Genomic DNA, 15,015 nt, shown 5'->3' with positions numbered 1-15,015 from the left:
CGGGGCGCCAGCCGCCGGTGAGCATCGAGGTGAACACCAGGCGCGACTGCGGCACGACCTCGAGAAAGCAGCCGGGATTGTCGCTGGCGCCGCCGTCCGGTCCTTGCATGAAAGTGTGGAAAGCGCCGCCTGCACGCAAATCGAAGGCGCGCACCTCGGTGGTCCAGGGTTTCGGGCACCACCATTGTTTAAGCAGTTCGGGCTCGGACCAGGCGCGCCAGAGGGCGGACCGTGGCGCGCGCAGCCCGCGGGAAATAACGAGGTCGTCGGGCTTGGCGTTGTCTGTTGCTTTGTTTGCTGCTTTATTTACGTCGTTTGCTGTCATGAATCTGCTCCTCCTGATGAAGACGTTCGACGAAGTCGACCATGCGGTCCGATCTCGATTCCCATACGGCGCGTTGCTCGGCTATCCACTGCTCGGCCTGCGACAGCCGCGCCGGCACCAGCTCGCAGGTGCGCGTGCGCCCGAGCTTGCTGGTGCGGATGAGACCGCTGCGCTCAAGTATCGTCAGGTGCTTCAGGAAGGAGGGCAGCGCCATATCGAATGGCTCCGCCAGCCTGGATACCGTCTGCGCGCCGCCGACCAGTGCGCTGACGATTGCGCAACGCGTAGGATCGGCCAGCGCCTGGAATACTTCGCTTACCGTAACAGTATAGTTAGCCATATGGCTAAGTATAGGCGTATATCTTGAGCTGATGCAAGAGGGAAGTGACGGGATGTTGAAAGACCTGAGCAAGATGTAGAAACGGCCTGCATTGCTGCAAGCCGTTTTTTCCGGACGATTGATGCGGCCCGCTATCGCTATTGAAGAAAATCAGCAATGACCGCGACGGTCGCCTGCGGCTGCTCTTCCATCAGCCAATGACCCGCGTTGGGAACGACGGCGCCGCGAACATTTGTTGCTGCCGCACGCGCCACTGTCTCCATCGTTGTTCCAAATGATTTCTCGCCGCCGATGGCCAGCACAGGCATCGGCAACGGTCCCTTGGCGAGATAAGCCTTGTTGTCGACGGCATCCTGATCGAAGGCATGGAATTGTTCAAAGCCGGAATGCATCGCGCCCGGCAGCGCATAGAACTTCGCGTAATGACGACGGGACGCTTCGTCGAAATGCTTGGGATCGGCGGAGAACTCATTCCAGAAACGATCGAGGTAAATGCGCTCGCGGCCTTTCACCAGCCGCTCCATGTCAGGACCGCCGAAACGGAAATGCCAGAGCAGCGGGCTCTTCAAGATCTCATCCCATGGGCCGACACCGGGTAGCGGCGCATCCATCAGCACCAGCCTGGTGACGCGCTCAGGCTGTTCTGCCGTGAAGGCGTAGGCGACCATGTTGCCGATGTCGTGCGCAACCACGTCGACCTTGCCGATCTTGAGCGTGTCCAATACGCCGGCAATGTCGCGTGCTTCGTTCTTCTTGTCATAGCCGGTTGCGGGATGGTCGGACAGCCCCATGCCGCGCAGATCCGGCACGATCACCGTGTGAGTGGCCGCCAGTTTGGCTGCGAGCGGCGCCCACATGTCGCCGGTTTCGCCATAACCGTGCAGCATCACGACCGCCGGCCCCTGGCCGCCGACCCGGACGTGAATGCGCGCGCCGTTGGTCGTGATGGTGTGTGTTTTAAAACCAGATGGGAAGGCAAAACCGGCCGCCCAGGCGGGGAGGGAATGGAGAGAGGCAAGTACGAGCAGCAGAGCAACTATTTTTCGCATTTCTGAACCCCCGTTCGTTGTTCAGGCCGGTTGACCTGATGACGGATACTGTCACACATCGCCCGACTGGCGCACGTATTTTTCGAAGATTCGATCAGGACGGCAAAGACGATAAAAAAAATCAATAATCCGTGCCCGTACGTTACCGCCTGATGACATTTTGATGACTAGATTCGCATCAGTGCGCTTGTCCGGCAGCTTCCAGGATCAGGTTGGCGATTTCATCCGGATGCGACAGCATCGACAGATGGCTGGACGCGATCTCGATGGTCCTGGCTTTCATGCGTTGCGCGAGGAAGCGTTCCAGCTGCGGCGACGTGGTGCGGTCGTTGGTGGAAACGGCATACCAGGTCGGCTTGCTGCGCCATGCCGCCTGCGTGGTGCGCGAGGCGAACAGCGTGTCGGAAATGCGGCCTTGTTCGGCGTACATGACCTTGGCTTTGACCGGATTGATGTCGCCGGCGAAGTCGCGCAGGAAGGCTTCTTCGCTCAGTTGGGCAAAACCGCCGGACTTGATCAGGCCGGCGCTGGCCGGCGGCGTCGGAAATTTGCCGGCCAGTGCGCCATAGTCTTCACCGGCATCGGGAGCGCGCGCGGCGACATAGACCAGACCGGCAACCTTGGGATCGGTGCCGGCTTCACTGATGACGGTGCCGGCCCACGAGTGGCCGACGAGGATGGTCGGGCCGTCCTGCAGCGCCAAGATGCGGCGGGTCGCCTCGACGTCGTCGGCCAGCGAGGACAGCGGGTTCTGTACGGCGGTCACGTGCAGGCCGGCTTTTTGCAGGCGTTCGATCACTTCCGACCAGCACGAACCGTCGGCATAGGCGCCGTGCACCAACACGACGTTCTTGACCGGCGCAGGTTTGGCGACGTCTTCGGCGAAGGCGGCATGGCTCAGGAGCAGGGCGGCGACACCGGCGATGGTGGATTTCATGAATGAGCGTTTATTGAGCATGGCAGTGGTTCCTTGTCTGAATCAGTGAGTAAAAAGGGAAATGCTGTGATCGGCGAATTCATGCAGATACAAATGCGCAGGGCGCACGACTCCATCCGCTCCGATCAGCGGTTGTTTTCTTACGGCGAGGGGTAAGTCGGGATTACATCCAAATTACGTCATGACTGCGGCCGGTTGGGCTCGACGGCCCTTTGCACCGGCAGCGTGGACGGCGTGTCGGACGGGCTGACGACGGCGTAGAAGTAGCGTCCCTGCCGCCAGTATTGCGTCAGCAGATTGCCGTCCCGGCGATTGCCGGCGCCGAAGTTGAACAGCTCGCCCGGCGGCCGGACGTAGTACACGATGGCCTGTCCGGCATCGTTCTGGTACAGCACCATCGCTGCCGCACCTTTGTCGCTGGCCATCAGGCGGCCGCCGACCGGTTTGAAACCATAGGCGCTGAAGTCCGGCATCGGCGCCGCCTGGACGAAATGCCGGTTGAGCCAGCCTTGCAACTGATCCGGTTCGCTGGTCTTCATGTCGACCTTCTGCGCCATGTCGCTGGTCGCAAACAGACGGTAGGCCTGCGTTGCATCGGCCATCGGCAGGTAAGTCTTGCGCATCGACATGTCGCGCAGTTGCCAGCCGCCCAGCGTGCCCAGGCTCAGCGTCAGCACCAGCGAAGCGGCGATCGCCATGCGGCGCTGCGAACGCGCGCGCAGTTCGCGGCGGATGCGAAAAGGATCCAGGCGCGGCGGAACCGGCGCGGCGGGAATATTTTCCAGCGCGGTGCGCAGGCGTTGATTGTCCAGGCGCAGTTGTTCGACTTCGCGCGCGGCATCGGGATGGCTTGCCAGATAAGCATCGATCTGGCGGCGCATTGCTTCGTCCAGCTGGCCGTCGACGTAGGCGTGCAGGTCCTGTTCGGAAGGAGAGAAAGTATTCATTTGAGGATCCGCAAAGAAGGATTGGCCTGGCCGTCATTGAGCGCGCGCAATGCCTTGCGTGCACGCGACAGGCGCGACATCACGGTGCCGATGGGGATGTCCATGGCGTCGGCAACTTCCTGGTAACTGAGCCCTTCGACCGACACCAGCAACAGCAAGGCGCGTTGTTCCGCCGGCAGTTTGCTGAAATCCTGCAAGGCCGAGCGCGACATGGCGACGTCTTCGGCGGAGGGAGCAAGGTCTTCTTCGGTACGGCCGAACAGCGACAGCAAACCTGCATAACGCTTGGCGCGGCGCTGGCCGTCGAGGAACTGGCGATACATGATCTGAAACATCCACGCGCGCAAATCGCCGTCGTCGCGACGACGGTCGCTGCGCGACAGCGCCCGTTCCAGGCAGGACTGCACCAGGTCGTCGGCGCTGTTTTCATGGCGGGTCAGCGACAGCGCGAAGCGCCGCAGCCGGGGCAGCAGTTCGCGCAAATCGTCGTCGCTGAAATCTTTATTCATGGCAATCGGTCGTCCGGGTAGTGATATCGTTCATGCACAGTAAGACGAACGGCCAGGAGGCTTATTCCCGCCGGATGCAATTATTTTTCCCTGGAATACAAAAGCAAGATGCGGCAAGCGCACCGGCTTGCTTTGACGCATCATAGCGGGTTGAAAGCGCACCTGCTCCCATTGCCATCATGACAAAACAAAACACCGAGACCGCTCCCGGGCTGATGACCGCAGAAGACGGCGTCGTCTACTGCGCCTGGCACGCCGCCATGCCCGAATATCATGGCAGCGAATGGGGCCGGCCGGTGGCGGACGACGTTCGCCTGTTCGAGAAGATCTGCCTGGAAGGATTTCAATCGGGCATGGCGTGGATCACCATCCTGCGCAAGCGCGAAAACTTCCGCGCCGCCTTCGACGGTTTCGACTTCCACCGGGTGGCGCGCTACGGCGACGACGATATCGCGCGCCTGATGGCCGACGCCGGCATCGTGCGCAACCGCGCCAAGATCGTCTCCGTCATCAACAACGCGCAACGGGCGATCGAGCTGATCGAAGAAGCCGGCTCGCTGGCGGCCTGGTTCTGGCAGTTCGAACCGGCCGCCAAAGATCGTCCGAAGGTGGTGACGCTGGACTTCTGGCAGGCCCATCCCACATCGGAAGCTTCGATCGCCTTATCCAGGGCACTCAAGCAGCGCGGCTGGAGCTATGTCGGTCCGACCACTATCTATGCCTTCATGCAGGCGATGGGATTAGTCAACGACCATCTGACAGGATGCATTTGCCGCGAACGTATTGAGACTGCGCGCAAGGCATTCAAGCGGCCCGTGCAATAGCGTTCAAGACTTCGCCGCCATTTCGCAAACGGGTTCTCAGAACTTCATGCGCTGGAAGATGTGGTCGCGGCGTACGAAATGATGCCACAGCGCACCGGCTGCATGCAGTCCGACCAGGTAGTACATGGCGTTGCCGATCAATTCGTGGATGTCCTTGATCGTATGGGACAGCCCTGGATTCGAGCCGATCAAACGCGGCAACGCCAGACTGAAAAACATCACGTCCTTGCCTTCGGCCTGCGTAAAGAGAATGCCGGTGACCGGTAGCGCAAACATGACCAGATACAGCAAGAGATGCATCATCCCGGCGGCGCGGGTCTGCCATTGCGGAGCGTCGAGTTCCGCCGGCACGCCGAATCGCCAGCGCGCCGCCACGCGGAACAGTACAAACAGCAAGACCAGTTGGCCCGCCATCATATGCACCGTCTTGAGCGTTGCCCGCAAGGGTTCGCCTTTGGGGACTTCGCCGCGAAGTTCGATCGCCGCCAGCGCGACGACGAAAAGTAAAAAGATGAACCAATGCAAGAACACCGAGGCTGGATGATATTTTTTCATGGGGAAGGGGCCGTTGGTTGGGGGCAAAAAAGGCCGATCGGAACGCAAGCGTACTTCATTGGCAGGGAGGAAACGAGGTTAAATCACTGCACCGAACAAGCTCCCTATGCCGGTCGTTGCGGTCATGGCGAGCGAACTCCAGAAGGTGACGCGAATCACGCCATCCGATATTTTGGCGCCAGCTGTCTTTGCCGCCACGCCGCCCAAAAAGGCCAGCGAACACAACGCCGAGATCACGATGGCAGGCATGAGCATCGCCGCCGGCGCGAGCAAGACGACGCCCAAGGGCAACGCAGCGCCGACAGCAAAACTGAGAGCTGAAACCAGCGCCGCTTGCAAGGGATTGGCCATGGTCATTTCCGAGATGCCAAGCTCGTCGCGGGCATGTGCACCAAGCGCATCATGCGCCATGAGTTTCTCCGCAACCAGGCTGGCCATCTGATGGTCGAGGCCGCGCCGCATGTAAATGGCGGTCAGCTCGCGCTGTTCGCCGTGAAAGTCCGAGTCGATCTCAGCGCGCTCCTGCTCCAGCGCCGCCTTTTCACCATCGGCTTGAGAGTGCACGGAAACGTATTCGCCGGTGGCCATCGACATCGCCCCGGCGACCAGGCCGGCGATGCCGGTCAATACTATGCTTTCGTGCGCGATTTGGGCCGCCGTCACGCCAAGCAATAGACTGGCGGTGGAAACAATGCCGTCATTGGCGCCGAGTACGGCTGCGCGCAACCATCCTATGGCATCAATGCGATGCCGTTCGGAATGGCGCTTGGAAAGGACGTGACTCATACAGATTCAGACGGGAAGTGGCGTGACTGCGATTGTAGTAAGCAGACCGCTGAATAGCCATCACGGGTGACCTGAATTGTTGTGAGACGTATTATTATTTGAGATCGATAGCGTCGGAACACGCGGCTGGTTCCGGTCGAAAACGATGGCGTACAACTCGCCGGAACGGGCGATGAACTCCATGGACACAGCTTAACTAAGGCTCAGATCCCGCCCATGCACAGGTACTTGATGACCAGATAATCGTCGATGCCGTAATGCGATCCTTCGCGTCCCAGGCCGGATTGCTTGACGCCGCCGAATGGCGCGACCTCGTTGGAAATCAAACCGGTATTGATGCCGACCATGCCGCTCTCCAGACCTTCGGCGACGCGCCAGATGCGGCCGATATCGCGCGAGTAGAAATAGGCAGCCAGGCCGAACTCGGTGTCGTTGGCCATGGCGATCGCTTCTTCATCGGTCTTGAAGCGGAACAGCGGCGCCATCGGGCCGAAGGTTTCTTCCTTCGCAATGATCATCTGCGACGTCACGTCGGCAATCACGGTCGGTTCGAAGAAGCTGTGGCCGAGCGCGTGGCGTTTGCCGCCGGTCAGGACGCGGCCGCCTTTGTCGCGGGCGTCGGCGATGTGCTGCTCGACTTTCCTGACGGCTTTGTCATCGATCAGCGGGCCTTGCGTGACGCCGTTTTCCAGGCCGTTGCCGACCTTCAGCTTGCCGACGGCCGCCACCAGCTTTTCGGCGAAGGCATCGTATACGCCGTCCTGCACGTAGATCCGATTGGCGCAGACGCAGGTCTGGCCGGCGTTGCGGAACTTGGAGGCGATCGCGCCTTCGACGGCGGCGTCCAGGTCGGCGTCGTCGAACACAATGAAGGGCGCATTGCCGCCCAGTTCCAGCGACAGTTTCTTGACGCTGGAGGCGCATTGCTCCATCAGCAGCTTGCCGATCGCCGTGGAGCCGGTGAAGCTCAGCTTGCGCACGATGGGATTGCTGGTCATTTCGCCGCCGATCAGTTTGGCCGAACCGGTCACGACGCTGAACACACCGGCAGGCACGCCTGCGCGCTCGGCCAGCACGGCCAGGGCGAGTGCCGAAAACGGCGTCGCTTCGGCGGGCTTGAGCACCATCGGGCAACCGGCGGCCAGCGCCGGTCCTGCCTTGCGCGTGATCATGGCAGCCGGGAAATTCCACGGCGTGATCGCCGCGCAGACGCCGATCGGCTCCTTGGTGACGACGATGCGGCTGGTCGGCGACGGCGAAGGAATGGTGTCGCCGTAAGTGCGCTTGGCTTCTTCGCCGAACCATTCGATGAAGGAGGCGGCATAGGCGATCTCGCCTTTGGCTTCGGCCAGCGGCTTGCCTTGTTCGACGGTCATGATCAGCGCCAGGTCGTCGGCGTTGGCCAGCATGAGGTCGTTCCATTTGCGCAAGATGACGCTGCGCTCCTTGGCGGTTTTCTTGCGCCAGCCGGCCCAGGCGGCCTGTGCGGCTTCGATGGCGCGGCGCGTCTCGGCGGCGCCCATGTCGGGGATGGTGCCGATCTTTTCGCCGGTGGCCGGGTTGCTCACGTCATGCGTGCCGCCGTTGTCGGCATTGCACCAGGTGCCGTTGATGTAAGCCTGCTGACGGAACAGGGTGGGGTCTTTGAGTTGCAACATGGATCTCGTCCTTAAAATTTGGCTGCCGCTTTATTGCGCCCACGCAGCCATTCCAGCACCAGCAACAGACAGGTGGAGAAAATGATCAGGATGGTCGCCAGCGCAGCGATGGTGGGGCTGATGTTGTCCTTGATGCCGGCGAACATCTGGCGCGGCAAGGTGGCCTGGTTGGGGCCGGCGACGAACAGCGTCAGCACGACTTCGTCGAATGAGGTGGTGAAGGCGAACAGCGCGCCCGAAATCAGTCCCGGCGCAATCACCGGCAAGGTAATGCGGAAGAAGGTGCGCAGCGGGCTGGCGCCCAGGCTCAGGCTGGCGCGCACCAGGTTGTGATTGAAGCCCTGCAGCGTCGCCAGCACGGTGGTGACGACAAACGGCGCACCCAGCGCCGCGTGCGCCAGGATCAGGCCGGTATAGCCGTCCGACAGGCCGATTTGTGCAAAGAACAGATACACGCCGACGCCGACCACCACCACCGGCACGATCATCGGCGAAATCAGGATCGCCATCAGGATGCCCTTGCCGCGGAAGTCAGCCTTGTTCAGGCCCACTGCGGCCAGCGTGCCGAGCACGGTTGCAATCACCGTGGCAGCGGGTGCGACGATGAAGCTGTTGCGGGCGGCGCGCATCCATTCATCGGACTCGAACAGGTTCTGGTACCAGCGCAGCGAGAAACCCTTGATCGGATACATGAGGAAGCTGCTGTCGCTGAACGACAGCGGAATCATCACCAGAATCGGCAGGATCAGGAATACCAGGATCAGCACATTCAGGCTGCGCGAGACGAAGAACCACGCGCGCTCCGGCAGCGACATGTAGGGCGGAAAGGCCGGCAAAAGTGAGGAGACCCGCAGTGATGACATGTTGATCATGGCGTTATCCGATATCCGGTGTGATGTGGTTGAGCACGTTAAGTTGCATGACGATGTGGCAAGACCGAAGGCAATTGTTTAAGCAATGCCGACGTCGATCTTGGCGAAGCGGCGGTAGACGCCGTACAGGATCAGCGTTCCCGTCAGCAGCAATCCGCCCAGCGCGCAGGCCATGCCCCAGTTGATCGTGGTGTTGATGAAATAGGCGATGAAGTAACTGACCATTTGTTCGTTCGGGCCGCCCAGCAAGGCCGGCGTGATGTAGTAGCCGCCCGCCATGATGAACACCAGCAGCACGCCCGCGCCGATGCCGGGATAGGTTTGCGGCACGTACACGCGCCAGAACGCGGCAAACGGATGGCTGCCCAGCGAAATGGCGGCCTTGAGGTAGGTCGGCGGCACCGACTTCATGACGCTGTAGAGCGGCAGGATCATGAATGGCAGCAGGATGTGCGTCATCGAGATGTACACGCCGACGCGGTTGAACACCAGCTCCAGCGGCGCCTGCGTCAGGCCGCTCAGCATCAGGGCCGAGTTGACCAAGCCTTCCGATTGCAGCAGCACGATCCAGGCCGCCACGCGCACCAGGATCGAGGTCCAGAACGGGATCAGCACCAGGATCATGAGCAGATTGGCGCGCCGCTCCGACATGGTCGAGAGCCAGTAGGCCAGCGGATACGCCAGCAGCAGCGTGAACAAGGTCACCATCGCGCTCATCCACAAGGTGCGGCCGAAGATGGAGCGATAGATGGAGGCTTCCGGATCGGCCTGGATGATATCGCCGACGGCGTTTTGCTTGAGGTCCAGCGATGCCAGCAGGTAATAGGGAGAATAGATCGAACCGTTGCGGGCAATCACCTGCCAGCTATCGAGTTCGGCCCATTGCGGGTTCAGCGCGATCATGGCTTCCTTGATCTGCGCGGGTTGCGAAGCTTGCAACTCCTTGCCGTCGGCATCGTGCAGCGGCAAGGCGCGGGCGGTGCCCATGACCAGCGAACGCGCGCCGGAAAGTTCGGTATTGATGCGCCGCGCCAGAGGGCCGGCGGTGCTGTCCTGTCTGGCCTTGAGCAGATCCGTCGCCAGCGCGGCATAAGCCTGATCGGGCGGCGGGCTCTTGCGATCCCATTTGGCCAGTGCGGCGACCGTATGCGGCAGCGTCGATGCGATCTCGGGATTTTCCACCGCGCGCACCAGCAACACCACGATCGGCGCGACGAAGGTCATCAGCAGGAAGATCGCCAGCGGCGCAATCAGCATCAGCGCCGCGAGACGCTTGCGCGTTTCCGCGGCGCGCAGGTCGCGTTTGAGTTGCTGCGGCGTCGGCTCGGCGTTGACTTCGGCTTCGGTGGCGATGGGCATGACTGCGCTCGGACTGGTGGCGAGAGTATTCATCGTGACTCTTGATTCTGAATGCTGCCTGACAATGGATGACCGGATGCGCAGGCAACAGTCGGAGCGAACTGCGCTGCAACTGCTGCCTGCGGCATCCTTGCTGGGTGACTAGCCGGCGGAGCCAGCCTTAATTGGCCTTATTTGGCAACCCAGGCTGCAAAGCGTTGTTCCAGTTCTTCGCCGTGGTCGGTCCAGAATTGCTGGCTCAACTGGATGGCATCCTTGGCGTTGGTCGTGGAAGTCGGCAGGTTGGACAGCGTCTTCGCGTCGAGCAGTTTCAGCGTGTTCTTGTTCACCGGGCCGTAAGCGATGTTGTTGGCATAGACCTTCTGGTTCTCGGCATTGGTCGCAAAGGTGATGAACTTCTCGCCCAGCGCCTTGTTCGGCGAACCCTTGGGGATCACCCAGTAATCCAGCGTATAGACGCTGCCGGCCCAGACCACCTTGAGGTTTTTGCCTTCACGTTGTGCGGCATCGATGCGACCGTTGAAGGCGGTCGACATCACGACGTCGCCGGACACCAGGAACTGCGCCGGCAATGCACCTGCTTCCCACCACTGGATGTTCGGCTTGAGCTGGTCGAGCTTCTTGAAGGCGCGATCGACGCCGCCCTTGGAGCTCAGCACCTTGTAGACATCCTTGGTCGGCACGCCGTCGGCCATCAGCGCGAACTCCAGCGTGTACTGGGCGCCTTTTTTCATGGCGCGCTTGCCGGGGAATTTCTTGACGTCCCAGAAATCGGCCCAGCCCTGCGGTGCGGTCTTGAGCTTGTCGCCGTTGTAAGCCAGCACGGTCGACCAGACGAAGGCGCCCATGCCGCATTCGCTGTTCAACGATTCAGGGATGTAATCGTCTTTCTTGATGGTCTTGACCAGATCGAGCTTTTCGATCAGGCCGTCTTCACAGGCGCGAGCCAGGTCGCCGCCGTCGATCTCCACCACGTCCCAAGTGACTTTCTTGGCTTCGACCATGGCCTTGACCTTGGCCAGTTCGCCGTTGAACTCGGCGGTGACGACCTTGGTGCCGGTGCTTTTCTGGAACGGTTCCACATAGGCGACCTTCTGCGCATTGGCATTGGCGCCGCCAAAATTGACCACGGTCAGTTCAGCCGCCTGGCTGATACCGGCCGAGAACAGCAGACCTAAGGCGAGCGGGGAGAGCAGAGCGAGAGTGTGGCGTTTCATGTGTTCCTCTTTGGTTGTGGTTCTTGGTGATGAAATGAAAACGAAAAATCAGGCAAACACGCGCAGGCGTTCCGCCGCAATGAGCAGTCCGACGTTGCTGCCTTCGGCGAGATCAGCCAGCGCCGGATCGCTCAGCGACAGCTTGACGAAGCAATCGTCCTGCCCGCTGACGACGCAGCGCACGCGCACGTGATCGCCGAAATAGATCAGGCCGGCGACACTGGCCTTGATCAGATTGCCGCCATCTTGTCCGGACAAGGGCTGCAAGCGGATGCGCTCCGGACGTACGCAGGCGATCACGCTTTGTCCGGTTTGCGCGCGATGCACGTTCAGGCCGGTGAGCGTGGCGCCGTCCGGCAGGCGAATCGTGCAGCGTTCGCCGTCGACGGCTTCAACGCCGGCCTTGAAACGGTTGTTGTCGCCGATGAAGCTGGCGACGAACTGGTTTTCCGGGAATTCGTACAGATCTTCCACCGGCGCCAGTTGCTGGATCACGCCCTGATCGAACACGGCGACGCGGTCGGACATGGTCAACGCTTCGCTCTGGTCGTGCGTGACGTAGACAAAGGTCACGCCCAGGCGCTTGTGCAAGGCCTTGAGCTCCAGTTGCATGTGCTCGCGCAATTGCTTGTCGAGCGCGCCCAGCGGTTCGTCCATCAACACCAGTTGAGGGTCGAACACCAGCGTGCGCGCCAGGGCAACGCGCTGCTGCTGGCCGCCCGATAATTGCGTCGGATAACGATCGCCGAACTTGCCCATTTGCACCATGTCCAGCGCCTGCTTGACCTTGGCGGCGCGGGTGACGCTGTCCATCTTGCGCACCGACAGCGGATAGGCGACGTTTTGTGCAATCGTCATGTGCGGGAACAGCGCATAGTTCTGGAACACCATGCCGATGTTGCGCTTGTGCGGCGGCACGCGGTTGAGCAGTTGGCCGTCCAGGCGGATTTCGCCGCTGGTCGGATATTCGAAGCCGGCCAGCATCATCAGGCAGGTGGTCTTGCCCGAGCCGGACGGTCCCAGCAAGGTCAGGAACTCGCCGCGGCGAATCTCCAGGTCGAGATTCTTGACGATCAGGTTTTCACCGTCGTAAGTCTTTTTCACGCCGCAGAACTGCACCAGCGTGTCAGCCGGCTTCACTTGCTGCGGCGCCGTCTCCATTGCATTTGTTCTCATGCTTGCTCTTTCGTGATGTCTTGGAATGAACGCTGAACGGAATGCCGGCTCAGGCTTGGGCGTCGTTGGCGTCGAAGATCGCCTTCCCCAGAATGACCAGCGCTTCGTCCATGACGGTATCCGGAATCGTCAGCGGAAACAAGAAGCGAATCACGTTGCCGTAGCTGCCGCAGGTCAGCAGCAGCAGACCGTTTTTCAAGGCATGGTTCTGCACGCGCTTGGCGAATTCCGTATCCGGCTTGTCGGTGCCGGGATGGACGAATTCCACCGCGACCATCGCGCCGAGACCGCGCACCTCGCCGATGGCCGCAATGCCGGAGCCCAGGCCGATCAGGAAATCCTTCAGCGCCGCGCCCAGGCGGGCGCCGCGCGCCACCAGGTGTTCTTCCTCGATCACGTCCAGCACCGCCAACGCCGATGCAACCGCCAGCGGATTGCCCGCATAAGTGCCGCCGAGTCCTCCCGGCGCCGGCGCATCCATCACCTCGGCGCGGCCGCATACCGCCGCCAGCGGCATGCCGCCGGCCAGGCTCTTGGCCATCGTCATCAGGTCGGGCAGGACGTCGTAATGTTCCATGGCAAATAATTTACCGGTACGCGCAAAACCGGTCTGCACTTCATCGGCGATCAGCAGGATGCCGTGCTCGTCGCAGATTTTGCGCAAACCGCGCATGAACTCCGCCGGCGCCGCATAGAAGCCGCCTTCGCCTTGCACCGGTTCCAGGATGATGGCCGCCACGCGTTTCGCTTCGACGTCGCTCTTGAACAAGCCGTTGACGGCCGCCAGCGCGTCTTCGCTGCTCACGCCATGCAGCGCAGTCGGGAAGGGCGCGTGATATACCTCGCCGGGGAAGGGGCCGAAACCGAGTTTGTAAGGCGCCACCTTGCCGGTCAGCGCCATGCCCATCATGGTGCGGCCGTGAAAGCCGCCGGAGAAGGCGATCACCGCCGGGCGGCCGGTCGCGGCGCGCGCAATCTTGACGGCGTTTTCCACCGCCTCGGCGCCGGTGCTGAACAGCGCGGTCTTCTTGGCGTGCTGGCCGGGCGTGATGGCGTTGATGCGTTCGGCCAGCTCGACGTAGCTCGCATAGGGAACGATCTGGTAAGCTGTGTGAGTAAAGCGCTCCATCTGGGCACGAATCGCCTCCATCAGCTTGGGATGGCGATGGCCGGTGTTCAATACGGCGATGCCGGCGGCGAAGTCGATGTAGCGTCGGCCTTCGACGTCCCACAGTTCGGCATTGAGCGCGCGATCGGCATAAAAGTCGCACATCACGCCGACGCCGCGCGGTGTGGCGGCGTTCTTGCGGGCTTGCAGATCTGCGTTGGAGGTGACGTTCGCCGGGATGGCGGATGTGATTGTTGTGACGGGGGCGACGCTCTTGAGTGCATGGGATGTCATTGCTTGCTCCGGTATCCGCTTTGGAAAAATCTGGGTTGAAGCAATACTAAATCTGCAATGGACCTGTAATATAGAGCCAATTCTGAATATTTGATGGAGCCACTTTGCGCATCGCCTCCTTGTCCGATTATTTGCTGCCACGCGTCAATCGCGCGCCGGCAAGCCAGGAAGGTGCTCGCATCCCACGGGTCCCTCGCGCCCCGGTCAATCGTCAGATTTATCAATTGATCCGCGAAGCCATCCTCGCCCAGACTTTGCCTGCCGGTCTGCAATTGCCGTCGTCGCGCGATCTCGCCGGCGAACTCGGCACGTCGCGCAACACGGTCACCTACGCCTACGAACAACTGCTGGCCGAGGGCTATCTCGAAAGCCGTGCCGGCGCCGGCACCTTCGTCGCCGATACCGCGCCCGACCAGATCCCCGAAACCGTCGAGCGCACCGTGCCGCTCACCGATCCTTCCGGCAAATCCGAACTGTCGGCGCGCGGCGCCATGCTCACGCGCCAGGCCGGCGTCAGCGACAAGCAGTGGGGCGCTTTCATGCCCGGCATCCCGGATGTGACGCAGTTTCCCAGCAAGGTCTGGAGTCGCCTGCAAAACAAGCACTGGCGCCGCTCGCAGGCGGAGATGCTGACCTACGGCCCCGGCGCCGGCTACGGTCCGCTGCGCGAAGCCATCGCCGAATACCTGCGCATTTCGCGCTCGGTCAATTGCAACGCCAGCCAGGTCCTGATCACCACCGGCATTCATCAATCGCTGGACACCGTCGTCAAACTGCTCGGCGAACACGGCGACTCGGCCTGGATCGAAGACCCTTGCTACTGGGGCACGCGCAGCGTGTTGAATTCGCTCGGCATCGAATCCGTGCCGATCCCGGTCGACCAGGAAGGCATGCGCATGCGCCTCGCCAACCTGCGCCGTCCGCCGCGCTTCATCTGCACCACGCCGTCGCACCAGTATCCGCTCGGCATGGTCATGAGCCTGTCGCGCCGCCGCATGCTGCTCGAATACGCCGCCACCCACAAAGTCTGGATCATCGAAGACGACTACGACAGCGAGT

General features: G+C 61.4%; 16 protein-coding genes. 2 read left to right on the top strand and 14 right to left on the bottom strand.

The annotated features are described in order from the left end of the window. From PMI16_RS09155 to PMI16_RS09130, 6 genes are all read right to left on the bottom strand, one after another. Nucleotides 1-325 (bottom strand): SRPBCC domain-containing protein (locus PMI16_RS09155; protein WP_007878745.1); only part of this gene is annotated, 325 nt, incomplete at its 3' end. Then, a complete protein-coding gene (locus PMI16_RS09150) occupies nucleotides 303-665 on the bottom strand; it encodes an ArsR/SmtB family transcription factor (RefSeq protein ID WP_007878744.1) in 363 nt (120 codons plus the stop codon). The genes PMI16_RS09155 and PMI16_RS09150, both read right to left, overlap by 23 nt. A gap of 137 nt (nucleotides 666-802) precedes the next feature. Continuing rightward, nucleotides 803-1,714: an alpha/beta fold hydrolase gene (locus PMI16_RS09145; RefSeq protein WP_007878743.1), complete on the bottom strand. Its 912-nt coding sequence runs from the start codon at nucleotides 1,712-1,714 to the stop codon at nucleotides 803-805. 178 nt (nucleotides 1,715-1,892) lie between these two features. Next, entirely contained in the window at nucleotides 1,893-2,672 is a 780-nt protein-coding gene (locus tag PMI16_RS09140) for an alpha/beta fold hydrolase (RefSeq protein ID WP_007878741.1), read from the bottom strand. 158 nt (nucleotides 2,673-2,830) lie between these two features. Next, nucleotides 2,831-3,598 carry an anti-sigma factor family protein gene (locus PMI16_RS09135; protein WP_007878739.1) on the bottom strand — a complete coding sequence of 256 codons (768 nt, stop codon included), beginning with the start codon at nucleotides 3,596-3,598 and terminating at the stop codon, nucleotides 2,831-2,833. After that, nucleotides 3,595-4,107, bottom strand: coding sequence for a sigma-70 family RNA polymerase sigma factor (locus PMI16_RS09130; RefSeq protein WP_007878738.1), 513 nt, complete (start codon nucleotides 4,105-4,107; stop codon nucleotides 3,595-3,597). Before PMI16_RS09130 ends, PMI16_RS09135 begins: the two co-directional genes overlap by 4 nt. A 179-nt stretch (nucleotides 4,108-4,286) precedes the next feature. Here PMI16_RS09130 and PMI16_RS09125 point away from each other — a divergent pair, with 179 nt between their 5' ends. After that, entirely contained in the window at nucleotides 4,287-4,931 is a 645-nt protein-coding gene (locus PMI16_RS09125) for a DNA-3-methyladenine glycosylase I (RefSeq protein ID WP_007878737.1), read from the top strand. Nucleotides 4,932-4,967: 36 nt separating this feature from the next. Here the strand turns inward: PMI16_RS09125 and PMI16_RS09120 are convergent, their stop codons facing one another. The 8 genes from PMI16_RS09120 to gabT all read right to left on the bottom strand — a co-directional run bounded on the left by PMI16_RS09120 (nucleotide 4,968) and on the right by gabT (nucleotide 13,956). Then, the gene (locus tag PMI16_RS09120) at nucleotides 4,968-5,486 is read right to left on the bottom strand and encodes a cytochrome b (protein ID WP_007878736.1); all 519 of its coding nucleotides are present in this window, start codon (nucleotides 5,484-5,486) and stop codon (nucleotides 4,968-4,970) included. A 78-nt stretch (nucleotides 5,487-5,564) separates the two neighbouring features. Further along, nucleotides 5,565-6,272, bottom strand: coding sequence for a VIT1/CCC1 transporter family protein (locus PMI16_RS09115; RefSeq protein WP_007878735.1), 708 nt, complete (start codon nucleotides 6,270-6,272; stop codon nucleotides 5,565-5,567). Between the two features lie 203 nt (nucleotides 6,273-6,475). Further along, a complete protein-coding gene (gabD, locus tag PMI16_RS09110) occupies nucleotides 6,476-7,930 on the bottom strand; it encodes an NADP-dependent succinate-semialdehyde dehydrogenase (RefSeq protein WP_007878734.1) in 1,455 nt (484 codons plus the stop codon). A gap of 11 nt (nucleotides 7,931-7,941) precedes the next feature. Next, on the bottom strand, nucleotides 7,942-8,802 hold the full coding sequence (locus PMI16_RS09105; RefSeq protein ID WP_007878733.1) for an ABC transporter permease: 861 nt from the start codon (nucleotides 8,800-8,802) through the stop codon (nucleotides 7,942-7,944). A 78-nt stretch (nucleotides 8,803-8,880) separates the two neighbouring features. After that, nucleotides 8,881-10,194, bottom strand: a complete 1,314-nt coding sequence (locus PMI16_RS09100; RefSeq protein ID WP_034379711.1) for an ABC transporter permease — start codon at nucleotides 10,192-10,194, stop codon at nucleotides 8,881-8,883. Between the two features lie 137 nt (nucleotides 10,195-10,331). Next, nucleotides 10,332-11,378, bottom strand: a complete 1,047-nt coding sequence (locus PMI16_RS09095; protein ID WP_007878730.1) for an ABC transporter substrate-binding protein — start codon at nucleotides 11,376-11,378, stop codon at nucleotides 10,332-10,334. A 48-nt stretch (nucleotides 11,379-11,426) separates the two neighbouring features. Next, entirely contained in the window at nucleotides 11,427-12,554 is a 1,128-nt protein-coding gene (locus PMI16_RS09090) for an ABC transporter ATP-binding protein (protein WP_051994618.1), read from the bottom strand. A gap of 49 nt (nucleotides 12,555-12,603) precedes the next feature. After that, a complete protein-coding gene (gabT, locus tag PMI16_RS09085; RefSeq protein WP_007878728.1) occupies nucleotides 12,604-13,956 on the bottom strand; it encodes a 4-aminobutyrate--2-oxoglutarate transaminase in 1,353 nt (450 codons plus the stop codon). Nucleotides 13,957-14,060: 104 nt separating this feature from the next. Here gabT and PMI16_RS09080 point away from each other — a divergent pair. Continuing rightward, nucleotides 14,061-15,015 (top strand): aminotransferase-like domain-containing protein (locus PMI16_RS09080; RefSeq protein WP_007878727.1); only part of this gene is annotated, 955 nt, incomplete at its 3' end.

The organism is Herbaspirillum sp. CF444 (genome assembly GCF_000282135.1).
Lineage (GTDB): Bacteria > Pseudomonadota > Gammaproteobacteria > Burkholderiales > Burkholderiaceae_D > Herbaspirillum.
The sequence above is the reverse complement of the archived record's forward strand: the minus strand, read 5'-3'. Positions and strand labels throughout refer to the sequence as shown.

What these genes read in the sequence shown, in the direction of transcription:
- PMI16_RS09095 (WP_007878730.1), bottom strand. Translation starts at nt 11,378, where the DNA reads ATGAAACGCCACACTCTCGCTCTGCTCTCCCCGCTCGCCTTAGGTCTG.
- PMI16_RS09120 (WP_007878736.1), bottom strand. Translation starts at nt 5,486, where the DNA reads ATGAAAAAATATCATCCAGCCTCGGTGTTCTTGCATTGGTTCATCTTT.
- PMI16_RS09145 (WP_007878743.1), bottom strand. Translation starts at nt 1,714, where the DNA reads ATGCGAAAAATAGTTGCTCTGCTGCTCGTACTTGCCTCTCTCCATTCC.
- gabD (WP_007878734.1), bottom strand. Translation starts at nt 7,930, where the DNA reads ATGTTGCAACTCAAAGACCCCACCCTGTTCCGTCAGCAGGCTTACATC.
- gabT (WP_007878728.1), bottom strand. Translation starts at nt 13,956, where the DNA reads ATGACATCCCATGCACTCAAGAGCGTCGCCCCCGTCACAACAATCACA.
- PMI16_RS09130 (WP_007878738.1), bottom strand. Translation starts at nt 4,107, where the DNA reads ATGAATAAAGATTTCAGCGACGACGATTTGCGCGAACTGCTGCCCCGG.
- PMI16_RS09150 (WP_007878744.1), bottom strand. Translation starts at nt 665, where the DNA reads ATGGCTAACTATACTGTTACGGTAAGCGAAGTATTCCAGGCGCTGGCC.
- PMI16_RS09105 (WP_007878733.1), bottom strand. Translation starts at nt 8,802, where the DNA reads ATGATCAACATGTCATCACTGCGGGTCTCCTCACTTTTGCCGGCCTTT.
- PMI16_RS09125 (WP_007878737.1), top strand. Translation starts at nt 4,287, where the DNA reads ATGACAAAACAAAACACCGAGACCGCTCCCGGGCTGATGACCGCAGAA.
- PMI16_RS09140 (WP_007878741.1), bottom strand. Translation starts at nt 2,672, where the DNA reads ATGCTCAATAAACGCTCATTCATGAAATCCACCATCGCCGGTGTCGCC.
- PMI16_RS09090 (WP_051994618.1), bottom strand. Translation starts at nt 12,554, where the DNA reads ATGAGAACAAATGCAATGGAGACGGCGCCGCAGCAAGTGAAGCCGGCT.
- PMI16_RS09135 (WP_007878739.1), bottom strand. Translation starts at nt 3,598, where the DNA reads ATGAATACTTTCTCTCCTTCCGAACAGGACCTGCACGCCTACGTCGAC.
- PMI16_RS09100 (WP_034379711.1), bottom strand. Translation starts at nt 10,194, where the DNA reads ATGAATACTCTCGCCACCAGTCCGAGCGCAGTCATGCCCATCGCCACC.
- PMI16_RS09115 (WP_007878735.1), bottom strand. Translation starts at nt 6,272, where the DNA reads ATGAGTCACGTCCTTTCCAAGCGCCATTCCGAACGGCATCGCATTGAT.